Annotated in this window: 11 protein-coding genes and 1 tRNA gene; all 12 read left to right on the forward strand. The window is 66.8% G+C overall.

Annotated elements, in window-relative coordinates; all coding sequences use genetic code 11:
- Window positions 1-138 precede the first annotated feature (138 nt).
- Window positions 139-214 (forward strand) — tRNA-Trp (locus MBSD_RS04980).
- A 75-nt stretch (window positions 215-289) separates the two neighbouring features.
- Window positions 290-676 carry a preprotein translocase subunit SecE gene (gene secE, locus MBSD_RS04985; protein ID WP_062535649.1) on the forward strand — a complete coding sequence of 129 codons (387 nt, stop codon included), beginning with the start codon at window positions 290-292 and terminating at the stop codon, window positions 674-676.
- 10 nt (window positions 677-686) lie between these two features.
- Complete coding sequence (gene nusG / locus MBSD_RS04990) at window positions 687-1,247, forward strand: transcription termination/antitermination protein NusG (RefSeq protein ID WP_062535651.1); 561 nt, start codon at window positions 687-689, stop codon at window positions 1,245-1,247.
- A gap of 145 nt (window positions 1,248-1,392) precedes the next feature.
- On the forward strand, window positions 1,393-1,821 hold the full coding sequence (rplK, locus tag MBSD_RS04995; RefSeq protein ID WP_062535653.1) for a 50S ribosomal protein L11: 429 nt from the start codon (window positions 1,393-1,395) through the stop codon (window positions 1,819-1,821).
- A gap of 3 nt (window positions 1,822-1,824) precedes the next feature.
- Complete coding sequence (rplA, locus tag MBSD_RS05000; RefSeq protein ID WP_062535655.1) at window positions 1,825-2,532, forward strand: 50S ribosomal protein L1; 708 nt, start codon at window positions 1,825-1,827, stop codon at window positions 2,530-2,532.
- 357 nt (window positions 2,533-2,889) lie between these two features.
- Window positions 2,890-3,417, forward strand: coding sequence for a 50S ribosomal protein L10 (rplJ, locus tag MBSD_RS05005; RefSeq protein ID WP_062535657.1), 528 nt, complete (start codon window positions 2,890-2,892; stop codon window positions 3,415-3,417).
- A 67-nt stretch (window positions 3,418-3,484) separates the two neighbouring features.
- Complete coding sequence (rplL, locus tag MBSD_RS05010) at window positions 3,485-3,865, forward strand: 50S ribosomal protein L7/L12 (RefSeq protein ID WP_062535658.1); 381 nt, start codon at window positions 3,485-3,487, stop codon at window positions 3,863-3,865.
- 230 nt (window positions 3,866-4,095) lie between these two features.
- Window positions 4,096-8,256: a DNA-directed RNA polymerase subunit beta gene (gene rpoB, locus MBSD_RS05015; RefSeq protein WP_062535659.1), complete on the forward strand. Its 4,161-nt coding sequence runs from the start codon at window positions 4,096-4,098 to the stop codon at window positions 8,254-8,256.
- Between the two features lie 26 nt (window positions 8,257-8,282).
- Window positions 8,283-12,494: a DNA-directed RNA polymerase subunit beta' gene (rpoC, locus tag MBSD_RS05020; protein WP_062535661.1), complete on the forward strand. Its 4,212-nt coding sequence runs from the start codon at window positions 8,283-8,285 to the stop codon at window positions 12,492-12,494.
- A gap of 186 nt (window positions 12,495-12,680) precedes the next feature.
- Window positions 12,681-13,055, forward strand: a complete 375-nt coding sequence (rpsL, locus tag MBSD_RS05025; protein ID WP_062535663.1) for a 30S ribosomal protein S12 — start codon at window positions 12,681-12,683, stop codon at window positions 13,053-13,055.
- 18 nt (window positions 13,056-13,073) lie between these two features.
- Window positions 13,074-13,541: a 30S ribosomal protein S7 gene (rpsG, locus tag MBSD_RS05030; protein ID WP_062535664.1), complete on the forward strand. Its 468-nt coding sequence runs from the start codon at window positions 13,074-13,076 to the stop codon at window positions 13,539-13,541.
- Window positions 13,542-13,553: 12 nt separating this feature from the next.
- Window positions 13,554-15,644 (forward strand): elongation factor G, encoded by a 2,091-nt coding sequence (gene fusA / locus MBSD_RS05035; protein WP_062535666.1) that lies wholly within the window; start codon window positions 13,554-13,556, stop codon window positions 15,642-15,644.
- The last annotated feature ends 91 nt before the right edge of the window (window positions 15,645-15,735 follow it).

Raw genomic sequence — 15,735 nt, forward strand, 5'->3', positions numbered from 1 at the left:
CGCACGGTCGGCGCCGGCGTCGTCGCCAAGATCATCAAGTAACGAAAGGTCTGCAGGCGCGGCGATGGCCGCGCCGCAGGCTCGCGCGGCGGGCGGATCGGGCGATCCGCCTTTGCCGTTTGTCCGGGCAGGTTCGGTACGCCAGTAGCTCAATTGGCAGAGCAGCGGTCTCCAAAACCGCAGGTTGGGGGTTCGAGTCCCTCCTGGCGTGCCACTTGACCGCAGCGAGGACGATCGCGAGGCGCCGCCGCGCAGTGCGCGCGGACCCGCGGCGGCAGACACGGAAACCATGAACGCAAAAGCGGAACAGGCAACGGGCCTCGGCGGGGCCGACATCGGCAAGCTGGCGCTCGCCTTGGTCGTGCTGGCGGCCGGCATCGCCGGCTTCTACTACTTCGCGAACGCCGCGCAGGCGCTGCGCGTGCTCGGCCTGCTGGCGGCGATCGCGGCCGCGGGCGCGCTGGCCGCGTTCACCGCGCCCGGCCGCGCCGCCCGCCACTTCCTCTCCGAGTCGCAGTTCGAGCTGCGCAAGGTGGTGTGGCCGACCCGCGACGAGACGCTGAAGACCACGCTGGTGATCATCGCCGTGGTGGTGGTGCTGAGCCTGCTGCTCGGCCTGATCGACGTGATCCTGAAGTGGGTGGTGCTCGACCACCTGCTGAAGATCGGCAAGTGAGGAGAGCGGCATGACCAAGCGCTGGTACGTGGTCCACGCCTACTCCGGCTTCGAGCATCAGGTCGCGCGCTCGCTGAAGGACCGCATCGCGCGCGCCGGCATGGAGGCGAAGTTCGGCGAGGTGCTGGTGCCCACCGAGGAAGTGATCGAGATGCGCGGCGGGCAGAAGCGCCGCAGCGAGCGCAAGTTCTTCCCCGGCTACGTGCTGGTGCAGATCGAGACCTCGGGCGAGGGCAAGGCGCCGCGCATCGACGACGAATGCTGGCACCTGATCAAGGAAACGCCCAAGGTGATGGGCTTCATCGGCGGCACCGCCGATCGCCCGCTGCCGATCAAGGACAGCGAGGCCGACGCGATCCTGCAACGCGTGCAGGAGGGCGTCGACAAGCCGCGACCGAAGGTGCTGTTCGAGCCGGGCGAGATGGTGCGCGTGATCGACGGCCCGTTCAACGACTTCAACGGCGTCGTCGAGGAAGTGAACTACGAGAAGAACCGCCTGCGCGTGGCGGTGCTGATTTTCGGGCGTTCCACGCCGGTCGAGCTCGAGTTCGGCCAGGTGGAGAAGGCCTGAGGGTGGGGCAGGGAGCAGGGCGCAGGGCGCGGAGAGCGGTCGCCGCTTTTCACCCCTGCTCCCCACTCCCTGCCGCGAGTCCAACCAACGGAGGAGTCCCGCAGCCGCAAGGCGTGCAGACGCATGAACTCCGGGAGCAAAGACAATGGCAAAGAAAGTCGTCGGCTACATCAAGTTGCAGGTGAAGGCCGGTCAGGCCAACCCGAGTCCGCCGGTCGGTCCGGCGCTGGGTCAGCGCGGCCTGAACATCATGGAGTTCTGCAAGGCGTTCAACGCCGCCACGCAGAAGATGGAACCGGGTCTGCCGATCCCGGTGATCATCACCGCCTACTCCGACCGTTCCTTCACGTTCATCACCAAGACCCCGCCCGCCACGGTGTTGCTGAAGAAGGCCACCGGCGTGCAGAAGGGCTCCAGCCGTCCGAACACCGAGAAGGTCGGCAAGGTCACCCGCAAGCAGCTCGAGGACATCGCCAAGGCGAAGCAGCCCGACCTGACCGCGGCGGACATGGACGCGGCCGTGCGCACCATCGCCGGCAGCGCGCGCAGCATGGGCCTGGTGGTGGAGGGCTGAGCCATGGCGAAGATCAGCAAGCGTTTCAAGGCGATGCAGGGGCTCGTGGAGCCGGGCAAGCTGTATCCGGTCGATGACGCCCTGAAGATTCTCAAGGATCACTCGAAGACCAAGTTCGTCGAGTCGGTCGACGTGGCCGTGCGCCTGGGCATCGACGCCAAGAAGTCGGACCAGGGCGTGCGCGGTTCCACGCTGCTGCCGCACGGTACCGGCAAGACGGTGCGCGTGGCGGTGTTCTGCCCGCCGGGCGAGAAGGCCGAGGCCGCCAAGGCGGCCGGCGCCGACGCCGTGGGCATGGAGGACCTGGCCGAGAAGATGCAGGCCGGCGACCTGAGCTTCGGCCGCGTGATCGCCACGCCGGACGCCATGCGCGTGGTCGGCAAACTCGGCCAGCTGCTCGGCCCGCGCGGCCTGATGCCGAACCCGAAGGACGGCTCGGTCACCGCCGACGTCGCCAACGCGGTGAAGAACGCCAAGGCCGGCCAGGTGAAGTTCCGCAACGACAAGGCCGGCATCGTGCACTGCTCGATCGGCAAGGTGAACTTCGACGTGGCCGCGCTGAAGGACAACCTCAACGCGCTGCTGGCCGACCTGATGAAGGCGAAGCCGTCGACGTCGAAGGGCCAGTACCTGCAGAAGGTGTACGTGTCCAGCACGATGGGTCTCGGCATCGCCGTGGACCCGTCGACGCTGTCGCTGGGCAAGCAGTAAGGGTTTCGCCCGCGCCGGCCGCGGCCGGCGCGGAAGGGTTTTGAGGGCGTCCGCCCCCGCCGCGAGGCGAGGGCGGGAGCCGTCAAAGACCGCAGGCGGCGCGGGAAGCGCGCACGCGGACGGCACGGAAGCGCAGTTGCGAAGGACGTGTCCGCGGCGAGCAGCCCCGCCTTAAACGACGCCGTCGGCCTGCGCAGATGGTGCAGCCCGTAACAGGATTTTCCTGGAACGGCCACCACGTGAAGGCGTCCGGCCCCTCGGGGCGCGGGACGCCGGCGGATCCGCAAGGGAACCCCAGGATCCGTCATCGCTTTGGGTCGGCGGGCAGGAGCCCGACGCCCCGGTTCGGAGGAAGCAATGGCGCTCAATCTTGCGCAAAAGAAAGAGGTCGTTGCCGAACTGGCGAATGTGGCCACCAAGGCTCACTCGCTGGTCGCCGCCGAGTACGCCGGTCTCACCGTCGAGCAGCTCACCGAGCTGCGCAAGAAGGCGCGCGAGACGGGCGTGTTCCTCAAGGTCGCGAAGAACACGCTTGTCCGCCGCGCCGTCGAAGGCACCGAGTTCGAGTGCACCAAGGACCAGCTCACCGGTCCGCTGGTGTACGCCTTCTCGACGGAAGATCCCGGCGCTGCCGGCCGGTTGATCAAGGAGTTCGCCAAGGCCAACGAGCAGCTGAAGGCGAAGCTCGTCGCGATCGGAGGCAAGGCCTACCCGGCGTCGCACGTCGACGTCCTGGCCTCGCTGCCGACCCGCGAGCAGGCGCTCGGCATGCTGCTCAGCGTGCTGGTCCAGCCCGCCACCATGCTGGTCCGCGTCCTGGCCGAGCCCGCTTCGCAGCTGGCGCGCGCCACCAACGCGGTCGCCCAGCAGAAGCAGGCGGCCTGAGGCCCGGCATTCGCGCATCGGTCAACGTCATACGAGTCACTAGCCGTATTCCAGGAGTCAAAGAGTCATGTCCCTTAGCAACGAGCAGATCATCGAAGCGATCGCCAGCAAGTCCCTCGTCGAGGTGATGGACCTGGTGAAGGCGATGGAAGAGAAGTTCGGCGTGTCCGCCGCGGCCCCGGTGGCCGTGGCCGCGGCGCCGGCCGCCGGCGGCGCCGCCGCCCCGGCGGAGGAGAAGACCGAGTTCACCGTGGTGCTGAAGGCCGCGGGCGAGAAGAAGGTCGAGGTCATCAAGGTGGTGCGCGCGATCACCGGCCTGGGCCTGAAGGAGGCCAAGGACCTGGTCGAGGGCGCGCCGCAGACCGTGAAGGAAGGCGTGGCCAAGGCCGACGCCGACAAGTTCAAGAAGGACCTCGAGGCGGCCGGCGCCACCGTCGAGCTCAAGTAAGCGGCGCTTTGCGTCGCTCGCTTGGATCGGCGAACACGGAAGGCTGGGGACGCGAGTCCCCGGCCTTTCCCTGCTGCAACGGAGGGGCGTCGGGCATGGAGCATCGGGAAACGTGAGGGCGGCGCGCGAGGCGCCTCCGCGATTCCCGATCCTCGATGCCCCATTCCCCGATTCACACCCCAGGCCGGCGCGACGGCGCCGACCGATGACGACCGAGGCGGTACCCGACCATGACCTACTCGTTTACCGAAAAGAAGCGCATCCGCAAGGATTTCGGCAAGCGTCCGCCGGTGCTGGACGTGCCCTATCTGCTGGAAATCCAGACGGCCTCCTACAAGGACTTCCTGCAGGAGCACGTCGCGCCGGGCAAGCGTGAGGACAAGGGTCTGCACGCCGCGCTGAAATCGGTGTTCCCGATCGTCAGCTACTCCGGCAATGCCGCCCTCGAATACGTCGACTATCGCCTCGGCGAGCCGCCGTTCGACGAGCGCGAGTGCCGCTCGCGCGGCATGACCTTCGGCGCGCCGCTGCGCGTGACCGTGCGCCTGGTGATCTACGACAAGGACAGCCCGGCGTCGAAGAAGGCGGTCAAGCTGGTGAAGGAGCAGGAGGTCTACATGGGCGAACTGCCGCTCATGACCGAGACCGGCACCTTCATCATCAACGGCACCGAGCGCGTGATCGTCTCGCAGTTGCACCGCTCGCCGGGCGTGTTCTTCGATCACGACAAGGGCAAGACGCACTCCTCGGGCAAGCTGCTGTATTCCGCGCGCATCATTCCCTACCGCGGTTCGTGGCTGGACTTCGAGTTCGATCCGAAGGACGCGCTGTTCACCCGCATCGACCGCCGCCGCAAGTTGCCGGTGACGATCCTGCTGCGCGCGCTCGGCTACACCAACGAGGAAATCCTCGAGACGTTCTTCGAGCACAACGTCTTCAACCTGGACAAGAAGGGCGGCGCCAGCCTCGACCTGGTCGCCGAACGCCTGCGCGGCGAGACCCTCAACTTCGACCTGGTGGTCGACGGCGAAGTGGTGGTCGAGGCCGGCAAGCGCATCACCCAGCGCCACGTGCGCCAGTTGAAGCAGGCCAAGATCGCCCGCCTCGAGGTGCCGGACGACTACCTGCTCGGCCGCATCCTCGCCCGCGACATGGTCGACACCAAGACCGGCGAGCTGATCGCCGCGGCCAACAGCGAGATCGACCTCGAGACGCTGGCCAAGCTGCGCAAGGCCGGCGTCGAGACGGTGCCGACGCTGTACGTCAACGACCTCGACCGCGGCCCGTACATCTCCAACACCCTGCGCATCGACCCGACCAAGACCCAGCTCGAGGCGCTGGTCGAGATCTACCGCATGATGCGCCCGGGCGAGCCGCCGACCAAGGAAGCGGCGCAGAACCTGTTCTACAACCTGTTCTTCACCTTCGAGCGCTACGACCTGTCCGCGGTCGGCCGCATGAAGTTCAACCGCCGCGTCGGCCGCAAGGACGTGCTCGGCCCGGGCGTGCTGTACGACTGGAAGTACTTCGGCGAGCGCAAGGACGAGGAGTCCGAGAAGCTGGTCGCCCAGCTCGGCAGGACTTCCGACGTGATCGACGTGCTGAAGGTGCTGATCGACATCCGCAACGGCACCGGCACGGTGGACGACATCGACCACCTCGGCAACCGCCGCGTGCGTTCGGTCGGCGAGATGGCGGAGAACGTGTTCCGCATCGGCCTGGTGCGCGTCGAACGCGCGGTGAAGGAGCGCCTGTCGCTGGCCGAGGCCGACAACCTCGGTCCGCAGGACCTGATCAACGCCAAGCCGGTGGCGGCCGCGATCAAGGAGTTCTTCGGCTCCTCGCAGCTCAGCCAGTTCATGGACCAGAACAACCCGCTGTCCGAGGTGACGCACAAGCGTCGCGTCTCGGCGCTGGGCCCGGGCGGCCTGACCCGCGAGCGCGCCGGCTTCGAGGTGCGCGACGTGCATCCGACCCACTACGGCCGCGTCTGCACCATCGAGACCCCGGAAGGCCCGAACATCGGCCTGATCAACTCGCTGGCCGTGTACGCGCGCACCAACCCGTACGGCTTCCTGGAGACGCCGTACCGCAAGGTGGTCAACGGCAAGGTCACCAACGAGGTCGACTACCTGTCGGCGATCGAGGAAGGCGAGTACGTGATTGCCCAGGCGAACGCGCCGCTGAAGGCCGACGGCAGCTTCGCCGAGGACTTCGTGGCCTGCCGCTTCCGCGGCGAGTCCGAGCTGCGCCCGGCCGGCGAGATCCACTACATGGACGTCTCGCCGATGCAGACCGTGTCGGTGGCGGCGGCGCTGGTGCCGTTCCTCGAGCACGACGACGCCAACCGCGCGCTGATGGGCGCCAACATGCAGCGTCAGGCCGTGCCGACGCTGCGCAGCGAGAAGCCGCTGGTCGGTACCGGCATCGAGCGCGCGGTGGCGCGCGACTCCGGCGTTACCGTCAACGCACGCCGCGGCGGCGTGATCGACCAGGTGGACGCCGGCCGCATCGTCGTGCGCGTGAACGAGGACGAGGTCGGCGACAACGACGCCGGCGTCGACATCTACACGCTGACCAAGTACACGCGCTCCAACCAGAACACCAACCTCAACCAGCGCCCGCTGGTGAAGGTCGGCGACGTGGTGGCGAAGGGCGACACGCTGGCGGACGGCTCCTCCACCGACCTCGGCGAGCTGGCGCTCGGCCAGAACATGCTGGTCGCGTTCATGCCCTGGAACGGCTACAACTTCGAGGACTCGATCCTGATCTCCGAGCGCGTCGTGCAGGAGGACCGCTACACCTCGATCCACATCGAGGAGCTGACCTGCATCGCGCGCGACACCAAGCTCGGCCCCGAGGAGATCACCGCCGACATCCCGAACGTCGGCGAGCAGGCGCTGTCGCGTCTCGACGAGTCCGGCATCGTCTACATCGGCGCCGAGGTCAAGGCCGGCGACATCCTGGTCGGCAAGGTCACGCCGAAGGGCGAGTCGCAGCTCACCCCCGAGGAGAAGCTGCTGCGCGCGATCTTCGGCGAGAAGGCCTCCGACGTGAAGGACAGCTCGCTGCGCGTGCCGCCGGGCATGGACGGCACGGTGATCGACGTCACCGTGTTCACCCGCGACGGCATCGAGAAGGACAAGCGGGCGCGCCAGATCGAGGAGATGGAGATCAAGCGCATCCGCAAGGACTTCGACGACCAGTTCCGCATCCTCGAGGCGGCGATCTACAACCGCATGCGCGCGCAGCTGGTGGGCAAGACCGCCAACAGCGGCCCGCAGGGCCTGAAGAAGGGCGCCGAGATCACCGACGCCTACCTCGACGGCCTGAAGAAGGACGAGTGGTTCAAGATCAACGTCAAGGACGAGGACGTCGCCGAGTTCATCGAGCGCGCCGGCGAGCAGATCAAGCGCCACAAGGAAGAGTTCGACAAGCGCTTCAAGGAGAAGCAGGCCAAGATCACCGCGGGCGACGACCTCGCCCCGGGCGTGCTGAAGATGGTCAAGGTCTACCTGGCCGTGAAGCGCCGCATCCAGCCGGGCGACAAGATGGCCGGCCGCCACGGCAACAAGGGCGTGGTGTCGATGATCGTGCCGGTCGAGGACATGCCGTTCTCCGCGGACGGCCGACCGGTCGACATCGTGCTGAACCCGCTCGGCGTGCCTTCGCGCATGAACATCGGCCAGATCCTCGAAACCCACCTCGGCTGGGCCGCGAAGGGGCTCGGCTTCAAGATCAAGGGCATGCTCGAGGCCAACGAGAAGGCGGCGAAGGTCCGCGAGTTCCTCGATCAGATCTACAACCACGACAAGGCCACGTTCGGCCAGCGCGTCAACCTGAAGTCGCTCAGCGACCAGGAGATTCTCGACCTCGCGCGCAACCTGCAGGACGGCGTGCCGATGGCGACGCCGGTGTTCGACGGCGCGCACGAGGAAGAGATCAAGGCGATGCTGAAGCTTGCCGGCCTGCCGGAGAGCGGCCAGACCACGCTGTACGACGGCCGCACCGGCGAGGCGTTCGACCGCCCGGTCACGGTCGGCTACATGCACATGCTGAAGCTGAATCACCTGGTCGACGACAAGATGCACGCGCGCTCCACCGGCCCGTACTCGCTGGTCACCCAGCAGCCGCTGGGCGGCAAGGCGCAGTTCGGCGGCCAGCGCTTCGGCGAAATGGAGGTGTGGGCGCTGGAAGCCTACGGCGCGGCGTACACGCTGCAGGAAATGCTCACCGTCAAGTCGGACGACGTGCAGGGCCGCAACCAGATGTACAAGAACATCGTCGACGGCAACCACGAGATGGCTGCGGGCATGCCCGAGTCGTTCAACGTGCTGGTCAAGGAGATCCGCTCGTTGGCCATCGACATCGAGCTGGAAGAGTCCAAGTGACCGGTGCGGACGCGGGAGACTGAGAAATGAAAGACCTGCTCAACCTGTTCAACCAGCAGCGCCAGCCGCTGGATTTCGATTCGATCCGCATCGGCCTTGCGTCGCCGGACCTGATCCGTTCGTGGTCGTTCGGCGAGGTGAAGAAACCGGAGACGATCAACTACCGCACGTTCAAGCCGGAACGCGACGGCCTGTTCTGCGCGGCCATCTTCGGTCCGATCAAGGACTACGAGTGCCTGTGCGGCAAGTACAAGCGCATGAAGCACCGCGGCGTGGTCTGCGAGAAGTGCGGCACCGAGGTGACGCTGGCCAAGGTGCGCCGCGAGCGCATGGGCCACATCGAGCTGGCCAGCCCGGTCGCGCACATCTGGTTCCTGAAGTCGCTGCCGTCGCGCATCGGCCTGATGCTCGACATGACCCTGCGCGACATCGAGCGCATCCTGTACTTCGAAGCCTACGTCGTGGTCGACGCCGGCCTGACCCCGCTCGAGCGCGGCCAGCTGCTGACCGAGGACCAGTACCTCGAGGCGGTCGAGGAGCACGGCGACGAGTTCGACGCGCGCATGGGCGCCGAGGCGGTCTACGAGCTGCTGAAGAGTCTCGACCTCAACGCCGAAATGGTGCGCCTGAAGGAGGAGATCGCCTCCACCAACTCCGAGACCAAGCTGAAGCGGCTGACCAAGCGTATCAAGCTGGTCGAGGCGTTCATCGATTCCGGCAACCGTCCGGAGTGGATGGTGCTGACCGTGCTGCCGGTGCTGCCGCCGGACCTGCGTCCGCTGGTGCCGCTGGACGGCGGCCGCTTCGCGACCTCCGACCTGAACGACCTGTACCGCCGCGTCATCAACCGCAACAACCGCCTGAAGCGCCTGCTCGAGCTGAACGCGCCCGACATCATCGTGCGCAACGAGAAGCGCATGCTGCAGGAATCGGTGGACGCGTTGATGGACAACGGCCGCCGCGGCCGCGCCATCACCGGCACCAACAAGCGTCCGCTGAAGTCGCTGGCGGACATGATCAAGGGCAAGCAGGGCCGCTTCCGCCAGAACCTGCTCGGCAAGCGCGTCGACTACTCCGGCCGTTCGGTGATCGTGGTCGGCCCGACGCTGAAGCTGCACCAGTGCGGCCTGCCGAAGAAGATGGCGCTGGAGCTGTTCAAGCCGTTCATCTTCTCCAAGCTGCAGCGCCGCGGCCTCGCCACCACGATCAAGGCGGCGAAGAAGCTGGTCGAGCGCGAGGAAGGCGAGGTCTGGGACATTCTCGAGGAAGTGATCCGCGAGCATCCGGTGCTGCTGAACCGCGCGCCGACCCTGCACCGCCTCGGCATCCAGGCGTTCGAGCCGGTGCTGATCGAGGGCAAGGCGATCCAGCTGCACCCGCTGGTCTGCACCGCGTTCAACGCCGACTTCGACGGCGACCAGATGGCCGTGCACGTGCCGCTGTCGCTGGAGGCGCAGATCGAGGCGCGCGCGCTGATGATGTCCTCGAACAACATCCTCAGCCCGGCCAACGGCGAGCCGATCATCGTGCCGACCCAGGACGTCGTGCTGGGCCTGTACTACATGACCCGCGCGCTGATCGGCGCCAAGGGCGAGGGCATGGTGTTCGCCAACATCGCCGAGGTGCGCCGCGCCTACGACAACCGCGCGGTCGAGCTGCACGCCAAGATCAAGGCGCGCATCCGCGAGGTCGAGGTCGGCATCGACGGCAAGCGCACCGAGAAGGTCTCGCTGGTCGAGACCACGGTCGGCCGCGCCCTGCTGGCGGAGATCCTGCCGGAGGGCATGCCGTTCGCGCTGATCAACACCGAGCTCACCAAGAAGGCGATCTCGCGCCTGATCAACGCCTGCTACCGCAAGCTCGGCCTGAAGGACACCGTGGTGTTCGCGGACAAGCTGATGTACACCGGCTTCCGCTTCGCCACCCGCGCCGGCATCTCGATCGGCATCGACGACATGCGCATCCCGGACGAGAAGCGCAAGATCCTCGAGGAAGCCGAAGCCGAGGTGCGCGAGATCCAGGAGCAATTCCAGTCGGGCCTGGTCACCGCCGGCGAGCGCTACAACAAGGTCGTCGACATCTGGTCGCGCACCAACGAGGTCGTCGCCAAGGCGATGATCGAGGGCATCGGCATCGAGAAGGTGAAGGGGCCGGACGGCAAGGTGGTCGAGCAGAAGTCGATGAACTCGATCTACATCATGGCCGACTCCGGCGCGCGTGGTTCCGCCGCGCAGATCCGTCAGCTCGCCGGCATGCGCGGCCTGATGGCCAAGCCGGACGGCTCGATCATCGAGACGCCGATCAAGGCCAACTTCCGCGAAGGCCTCGACGTGCTGCAGTACTTCATCTCCACCCACGGCGCGCGCAAGGGTCTGGCCGACACCGCGCTGAAGACGGCGAACTCGGGTTACCTGACCCGCCGCCTGGTGGACGTGGCGCAGGACGTGGTGATCACCGAGGAGGACTGCGGCACGCACGAAGGCCTGACCATGACGCCGATCGTCGAAGGTGGCGACGTGGTCGAGCCGCTGCGCGACCGCGTGCTCGGCCGCGTGGTGGCCGAGGACGTGTACGCGCCGGGCAACGACGACGAGCCGATCGTCACCCGCAACACGCGCCTCGACGAGCACCTGGTGGAGAAGCTGGACAGGGCCGGCGTGCAGTCGGTGAAGGTGCGCTCGCCGATCACCTGCGATGCCCGCTTCGGCGTCTGCGCGCGCTGCTACGGCCGCGACCTGGCGCGCGGCCACCTGGTCAACATCGGCGAAGCGGTGGGCGTGATCGCCGCGCAGTCGATCGGCGAGCCGGGCACGCAGCTGACCATGCGCACCTTCCACATCGGCGGCGCCGCCTCGCGCGCTGCCGCGGTGGACAACGTGACGGTGAAGACCACCGGCACGCTGAAGTTCAACAACCTGAAGACCGTGCAGCACGCGCAGGGACACCTGGTCGCGGTATCGCGCTCCGGCGAAGTGTCGGTGCTCGACGCGCACGGCCGCGAGCGCGAGCGCTACAAGGTGCCGTACGGCGCCACCATCGCCGTCAAGGACGGCGCCCAGGTCAAGGCCGGCCAGGTGGTGGCAAACTGGGATCCGCACACCCATCCGATCGTCTCGGAAGTGGCGGGCGTGGTGCGCTTCATCGACTTCATCGACGGCGTCACCGTGCAGTCGCAGACCGACGAGCTGACCGGCCTCGAGAGCGCGGTGGTCACCGATCCGAAGCGCCGCGGCACCGCGGCCAAGGATCTGCGTCCGATGGTCCGCCTGGAGGACAAGAAGGGCAAGGAGCTCAAGCTGCCCGGCACCGACGTGCCGGCGCAGTACTTCCTGCCGGCCGGCGCGATCGTGTCGATCCAGAACGGCGCCGAGGTGGGCGTCGGTGACGTGGTCGCGCGCATCCCGCAGGAAACCTCCAAGACCCGCGACATCACCGGCGGCCTGCCGCGCGTGGCCGACCTGTTCGAGGCGCGCAAGCCGAAGGAGCCGGCGATCCTGGCCGAGCGCTCCGGCGTGGTCAGCTTCGGCAAGGACACCAAGGGCAAGCAGCGCCTGATCATCAAGGACGCCGACGGCAACGAGCACGAGGAGCTGATCCCGAAGTGGCGCCACGTGATCGTGTTCGAAGGCGAGCACGTGGAGAAGGGCGAGACGATCGTCGACGGCGAGCCGAATCCGCACGACATCCTGCGCCTGCTCGGCGTCGAGCAGCTGGCGGCCTATCTGGTCAAGGAGATCCAGGACGTCTACCGCCTGCAGGGCGTGAAGATCAACGACAAGCACATCGAGGCGATCATCCGGCAGATGCTGCGCAAGGTGGAGATCACCGAGCCGGGCGACAGCCGCTTCCTGCGCGGCGAGCAGGTGGACCGCGTGCGCGTGATCGAGGAGAACCGCAGGCTCGAGGCCCGCAACGAGCGGCCGGCCGAGTTCCAGCCGGTGCTGCTCGGCATCACCAAGGCCTCGCTGGCCACCGAGTCGTTCATTTCCGCGGCTTCCTTCCAGGAAACCACCCGCGTGCTGACCGAGGCGGCGGTGCGCGGCACCCGCGACACCTTGCGGGGCCTGAAGGAAAATGTTATTGTCGGCCGTCTGATCCCGGCGGGCACCGGTCTGGCCTACCACGCGCAGCGTCGGCGCGGCCAGGGCGGGCTCACCCCCTCCGAGATGGAAACCCTGACGGGCGCCTCCGCGACGGTATTCGCCGAAGCGCCGGTCGCGGAAGAAGGCGGCGACTGAGCCCCGGAACCGCTCGACCCAATACAACGAAATGAGGCGCACGGAAGCGCCTCGTGTTCGGGTGCATGGAAGCCGCGTCGGTAAAGCGCCGCGCTTGCGGCTTTTTGCCCGTACGTGTTAAATTCTCGCTTCTCGGCGGGCCGGTTTTGTCCGGCCTGCCTTCGTGTTTCCTAGGGCTATCCGAGCATGGCGACGATCAACCAGCTTGTGCGTAAACCCCGCAGTCCGAAGAGCTACAAGAGCGCTTCGCCTGCTCTCCAGAATTGCCCGCAGCGCCGCGGCGTCTGCACGCGCGTGTACACCACCACGCCGAAGAAGCCGAACTCGGCCCTGCGCAAGGTCGCCAAGGTGCGCCTGACCAACGGCTACGAGGTGATCAGTTACATCGGCGGCGAAGGCCACAATCTGCAGGAACACTCGGTGGTGCTGATCCGCGGCGGCCGCGTCAAGGATCTGCCGGGCGTCCGCTATCACACGGTGCGCGGCAGCCTCGACTGCGCCGGCGTCACCAAGCGCCGCCAGGCGCGTTCGAAGTACGGCGCCAAGCGCCCGAAGGGTTAAGCGAGAAGGACACCTCTCATGTCGCGTAAAGGTTCGCATCCCGCCCGCGTGACGCTGCCGGATCCCAAGCACGGCAGCCAGATGATCGCGCGCTTCATCAACATGGTGATGAAGTCCGGCAAGAAGTCGATCGCCGAGCAGATCGTGTACGGCGCGCTGGACCATCTCGCCGAGAAGCATGCCGAGCCGCTGCAGCTGGTGCAGAAGGCGCTGGACAACGTCGCCCCGGCGGTCGAGGTGAAGTCCCGCCGTGTCGGCGGCGCCACCTACCAGGTGCCGGTGGAAGTCCGCGCGAGCCGCCGTTCGGCGCTGGCGATGCGCTGGCTGATCGACTCGGCGCGCAAGCGCGGCGAGAACTCGATGCCGCGCAAGCTGGCCGCGGAGCTGCTGGATGCGTCGGAGAACCGCGGCGGTGCGGTCAAGAAGCGCGAAGAGACGCATCGCATGGCCGAGGCCAACAAGGCCTTCTCGCATTACCGTTGGTAAGGATTGATTGACGTGGCTCGTACCACCCCCCTCGAGCGCTACCGCAACTTCGGCATCATGGCGCACATCGATGCCGGCAAGACCACGACCACGGAGCGCATCCTTTTCTACACCGGCGTCAATCACAAGATTGGCGAGGTGCATGAGGGTGCCGCCACCATGGACTGGATGGAGCAGGAGCAGGAGCGCGGCATCACCATCACGTCGGCGGCGACGACGTGCTTCTGGAAGGGCATGGACATGTCCTTCCCGGAGCACCGCTTCAACATCATCGACACGCCGGGGCACGTCGACTTCACCATCGAGGTGGAGCGTTCGCTGCGCGTGCTCGATGGCGCCGTGTTCGTGCTGTGCGCGGTGGGCGGCGTGCAGCCGCAGTCCGAGACCGTCTGGCGCCAGGCCAACAAGTACGGCGTGCCGCGCCTCGCGTTCGTCAACAAGATGGACCGCACCGGCGCCGACTTCGACAAGGTGGTCGGTCAGTTGAAGTCGCGCCTGGGCGCGCATCCGGTGCCGATGCAGGTGCCGATCGGCGCCGAGGACAACTTCGAGGGCGTGGTCGACCTGGTCAAGATGAAGGCGATCATCTGGGACATGGAATCCCAGGGCACCAAGTTCGAGTACCGCGACATTCCCGCCAATCTGGCCGAGAAGGCCAAGAAGGCGCGCGAATTCATGGTCGAGTCGGCGGCCGAGACGTCGGAAGAGCTGATGAACAAGTACCTCGAGGAGGGCGACCTCTCCGAGGCCGACATCATCGCCGGCATCCGCGCCGGCACGCTGTCCAACTCGCTGATTCCGGTGTTCTGCGGCACGGCCTTCAAGAACAAGGGCGTGCAGGCGATGCTGGACGCGGTGATCCGCTACCTGCCGGCGCCGTCCGACCGTCCGCCGGTCAAGGGCGTCGACGAGAACGAGAAGGAAGCCTTCCGCAAGGCGGGCGACGACCAGCCGTTCTCGGCGCTGGCGTTCAAGATCATGACCGACCCGTTCGTCGGTTCGCTGACGTTCTTCCGCGTCTACTCCGGCGTGCTGAACTCGGGCGACACCGTGTACAACCCGGTCAAGTCGAAGAAGGAGCGCATCGGCCGCCTGCTGCAGATGCACGCCAACCAGCGCGACGAGATCAAGGAAGTGCGCGCGGGCGACATCGCCGCCGCGGTCGGCCTGAAGGACGTCACCACCGGCGACACGCTGTGCGCCGCGGATCACGTGATCACGCTCGAGCGCATGACGTTCCCGGATCCGGTGATCGCGATGGCGGTCGAGCCGAAGACCAAGTCGGACCAAGAGAAGATGGGCCTGGCCCTGTCGCGCCTTGCGCAGGAGGACCCGTCGTTCCGCGTGCGCACCGACGAGGAGTCCGGCCAGACCATCATCTCCGGCATGGGCGAGCTGCACCTCGAGATCATCGTTGACCGCATGAAGCGCGAGTTCAACGTCGAGGCCAATGTCGGCAAGCCGCAGGTGGCCTACCGCGAGACGATCCGCAAGCCGGTGCGCCAGGAAGGCAAGTTCGTGCGCCAGTCCGGCGGCAAGGGCCAGTACGGCCACGTCGTGCTGGAGATCGAGCCGCTGGAACGCGGTTCCGGCTACGTGTTCGAGAACGCGATCGTTGGCGGCGTGGTGCCGAAGGAGTACATCCCGGCGGTCGACAAGGGCATCCAGGAGGCGGTGCAGAACGGCGTGCTGGCCGGGTTCCCGGTGGTCGACGTCAAGGTGCGCCTGGTCGACGGCTCGTACCACGAGGTCGACTCCAGCGAAATGGCGTTCAAGATCGCCGGCTCGATGGGCTTCAAGGAAGGCTTCGGCAAGGCCAATCCGGTGCTGCTCGAGCCGATCATGAAGGTCGAGGTGGTGACGCCCGAGGATTACATGGGCGACGTCATGGGCGACATCAGCCGCCGGCGCGGCGTGCTGCAGGGCTCGGACGACAGCCCGTCGGGCAAGGTGATCAACGCGATGGTCCCGCTTGGCGAGATGTTCGGCTACGCGACCTCGCTGCGCTCGATGACGCAGGGGCGCGCCACGTTCACGATGGAGTTCGATCACTACGCCGAGGCGCCGAACAACATCGCCGAGCAGGTCATGAAGAAGGCCTGACGTTCCGTCCAGATCATTTCAAGAGACAGATTTTTCGAGGTTTGAGCCATGTCCAAGGAAAAGTTCGAGCGTAAGAAGCCGCATGTGAACG

The organism is Mizugakiibacter sediminis, from assembly GCF_000953855.2.
GTDB lineage: Bacteria > Pseudomonadota > Gammaproteobacteria > Xanthomonadales > Rhodanobacteraceae > Mizugakiibacter > Mizugakiibacter sediminis.

What these genes read in the sequence shown, in the direction of transcription:
- rpoC (WP_062535661.1), top strand. Translation starts at nt 8,283, where the DNA reads ATGAAAGACCTGCTCAACCTGTTCAACCAGCAGCGCCAGCCGCTGGAT.
- secE (WP_062535649.1), top strand. Translation starts at nt 290, where the DNA reads ATGAACGCAAAAGCGGAACAGGCAACGGGCCTCGGCGGGGCCGACATC.
- rpoB (WP_062535659.1), top strand. Translation starts at nt 4,096, where the DNA reads ATGACCTACTCGTTTACCGAAAAGAAGCGCATCCGCAAGGATTTCGGC.
- rplK (WP_062535653.1), top strand. Translation starts at nt 1,393, where the DNA reads ATGGCAAAGAAAGTCGTCGGCTACATCAAGTTGCAGGTGAAGGCCGGT.
- rplJ (WP_062535657.1), top strand. Translation starts at nt 2,890, where the DNA reads ATGGCGCTCAATCTTGCGCAAAAGAAAGAGGTCGTTGCCGAACTGGCG.
- nusG (WP_062535651.1), top strand. Translation starts at nt 687, where the DNA reads ATGACCAAGCGCTGGTACGTGGTCCACGCCTACTCCGGCTTCGAGCAT.
- rpsG (WP_062535664.1), top strand. Translation starts at nt 13,074, where the DNA reads ATGTCGCGTAAAGGTTCGCATCCCGCCCGCGTGACGCTGCCGGATCCC.
- rpsL (WP_062535663.1), top strand. Translation starts at nt 12,681, where the DNA reads ATGGCGACGATCAACCAGCTTGTGCGTAAACCCCGCAGTCCGAAGAGC.
- rplA (WP_062535655.1), top strand. Translation starts at nt 1,825, where the DNA reads ATGGCGAAGATCAGCAAGCGTTTCAAGGCGATGCAGGGGCTCGTGGAG.
- rplL (WP_062535658.1), top strand. Translation starts at nt 3,485, where the DNA reads ATGTCCCTTAGCAACGAGCAGATCATCGAAGCGATCGCCAGCAAGTCC.